3 protein-coding genes are annotated in these 2,912 nt (G+C 65.5%); all 3 read left to right on the top strand.

Translation table 11 applies throughout. The annotated features are described in order from the left end of the window. On the top strand, positions 1-1,040 hold a 1,040-nt coding region (locus tag HUK84_RS14060; RefSeq protein ID WP_218064380.1), incomplete at its 5' end, for a serine hydrolase domain-containing protein. A 267-nt stretch (positions 1,041-1,307) separates the two neighbouring features. After that, on the top strand, positions 1,308-1,955 hold the full coding sequence (locus HUK84_RS14055) for a hypothetical protein (protein ID WP_218064379.1): 648 nt from the start codon (positions 1,308-1,310) through the stop codon (positions 1,953-1,955). A gap of 235 nt (positions 1,956-2,190) precedes the next feature. Continuing rightward, on the top strand, positions 2,191-2,912 hold a 722-nt coding region (locus HUK84_RS14050; protein WP_176640847.1), incomplete at its 3' end, for an LLM class flavin-dependent oxidoreductase.

Raw genomic sequence — 2,912 nt, 5'->3', positions numbered from 1 at the left:
AGCGCGGGGACGTGCCGGGCGTGGTCGCGGCGGTGGGGCATGGCGGGCGGGTCGTGTATCGCGGCGTGTACGGCCAGCGCGCCCTGGTGCCCGAGACCGAGCCGGAGAGCTGGGACACGCATTTCGACATGGCGTCGCTGACCAAGCCGACGATCACCGCCCCGGCGGTCATGCAATTATGGGAGCAGGGTGCCTATAGGCTGGATGAACCGGTGGCACGGTACCTGCCGGAGTTTGCCGCCAACGGCAAGGACGGCATCACGATCCGGCATCTGCTGACGCATTATTCCGGCCTGCCGCCGGACCTGGACCTGTCCACGGACTGGCACGGCAAAGACGAGGCGGTGCGGCGGGTCATGCTGACGGTGCCGACGCAGAAGCCGGGCGTGGCGTTCGTGTACAGCGACATCAACTTCATCACGCTGGGGCTGCTGGTGGAGCGGGTCAGCGGGATGACGCTGGACCGCTATGCCGCGGGCCGCATCCTGGCGCCGCTGGGTATGCGGCAATCGGGGTTTCTGCCGGCCGCCGCGTTGCGGCCGCTGATCGCGCCGACCCAGCTCGACCCGCAGGCGGGGATGCTGCGCGGGGTGGTACATGACCCGACGGCGCGGCGCATGGGCGGGGTCGCGGGGCATGCCGGGCTGTTTTCCGACGCGCACGACATGACGCTCTATGCCCAGGCGCTGCTGGACCGGCGGGCGGGGCGGCCCAGCGCCTATCCGCTGAAGCGCGATACGCTGGAGATGATGACCACGCCGGAGCAGCCCGCCGGCAGGACCGACCTGCGCGGCCTGGGATGGGACATCGCCACCCATTATTCCACCCCGCGCGGCGCGGTGTTTCCGATAGGGTCGTTCGGCCATACCGGCTTTACCGGTACCTCGCTGTGGATGGACCCGGGGAGCGATTCCTATGTGCTGATCCTGACCAACCGGGTACATCCGTCCAACGGGCACGGACGGCAGATCATCCAGTTGCGGCACGACGTGGCGACGGCCGCCGCCCAGGCGCTGGGGCTGGATGGGGGGCCGGCGTAACACCGTCCTCCTCCGGCGCCCCGGCGCCGGGCACCGCAACCTGACGGAGTGTCAAAACGTTCACCCGAGCGGCCGTACCGGCCCCGATATTCGGGCCGACATTCGGGCGTGCAAAATCGCAGCCCATATACCGGCAAGAATCCACAGATCGAGAAGCCGGCACCGGTCGAGAATGTCCCCTGCCCTTCGGACACCATCCGTGAGAGACGATCAACGTGGTATCGAGGATGCATCCCAATGCCCAAGTCATCTATCGTCTCCTTCCTCGTGAAGGAGGTGAAGGAAGCGCTTCCGCCGATGATATTCTTTGCCATCGGGTTCAATCTGATCGTCCTTACCACGAACCTGATTCTGAGACATTATCGACTTCAATTCGCCAACCACCTTCTGGCGACAACGGCAGCGCTGATCGTGGGGAAAGCCGTGCTGGTCGCGAACGCGCTGCCGTTCTTTCATCGTTTCGACAATGCGCCGCTCATCAAGCCGGTCCTGTTCAAAAGCAGCATATATTTCCTGGCGACCGCTGCGGCACGCATTCTTGAACGATTGATCGAATTTCTGATCCATGGCGGCACGGCAAGAGGACTTCCGGAATACGTTACCGCGAACTTCATATGGGGCCGGTTCCTGGCGGTCCAGATCTGGATCGCGGTGCTTTTCCTGATCTACACGTTCATTACGGAACTCAACAGGCTGTTCGGCGATGGTGAACTGTCCAGGATCCTGTTCACCTGGCATCCGACGGAACTGAAAAGCGCGCGCCGGAGAAAAATCCGCACATTGACGACGCTTGCCCGGCTGGCGGACGCCCATACCGTCGATGATCTGCGCAATCCGGCAACACAAGCCCATGCGGAGATGATCGCGCTGATCGGCAGTCTGGCGAAGGCTCCTTCCCCTTCGCGGCGGACGTGATGCTACCGCAGATCTGAATGCGGCCGCCCGCCGAGCCCTCGGAGCAGTCGGTCCGTGAGGGTCGTCTGGTTGTCAGTCGTCTGCATGTCAGTCGTTGGCATTCCAATTCCCCGCCGCCCGCGCCACCAGGGGCATGAGCCCGCGCAAAGCGACACTTGAAAGATCCTGTCGCGACAGGTGCGGCGGCACGGCGTTATCCTGCCTTCCTTCGGGAAGTCCAATGCGGGGACGCGACATGCCTGTCGAATTCATCGGCTACGTGGCCGGGCGCAACCAGTCCGAGACCATTCCGGGCGGCGGCCCGGCGGTTGATCCGGATTATATCGCCACCACCGCCATCTTGCATGAAAATGCCGGTTTCGACCGGGTGCTGGTGGCCTTCCATTCCAATTCGCCCGACAGCATCGTGATCGCGCAGCATGCCGCCGCCGCGACCCGTCGGCTGGGGCTGCTGATCGCGCACCGTCCTGGCTTCGTGGCGCCGACGCTGGCGGCGCGGCAACTGGCGACGCTGGACCACATCACGCGCGGGCGGGTGGCGGTGCATATCATCACCGGCGGCAGCGACGTGGAATTGCAGGCCGACGGCGACAACACCACCAAGGCCCGGCGTTATGCGCGCACCGCCGAATATCTGGACATCGTACGCCGCGAATGGACCGCCGCCGCGCCCTTCGACCATCACGGCACGTTCTACCGCATCCATGGCGCGCAGTCGCAGGTCCAGCCCTACCGCCCCGAAGGCATCCCGATCTATTTCGGCGGGGTGTCCGACGAGGCGATCGCCGTCGCCGGGCGGCATGCCGACGCCTATGCCCTGTGGGGCGAGACCTATGACCAGGTCGCGGAACTGATCGCCCGGGTCCGGGCCGCCGCCGCCGCGCATGGCCGGCCGCCGCCGCGCTTTTCGCTGTCGCTGCGTCCGATCCTGGCCGATACGGAGGACGCGGCGTGGGC

Source organism: Nguyenibacter vanlangensis (assembly GCF_013376155.1).
In the GTDB taxonomy this organism is placed as follows: Bacteria; Pseudomonadota; Alphaproteobacteria; order Acetobacterales; family Acetobacteraceae; genus Gluconacetobacter; species Gluconacetobacter vanlangensis.
The sequence above is the reverse complement of the archived record's forward strand: the minus strand, read 5'-3'. Positions and strand labels throughout refer to the sequence as shown.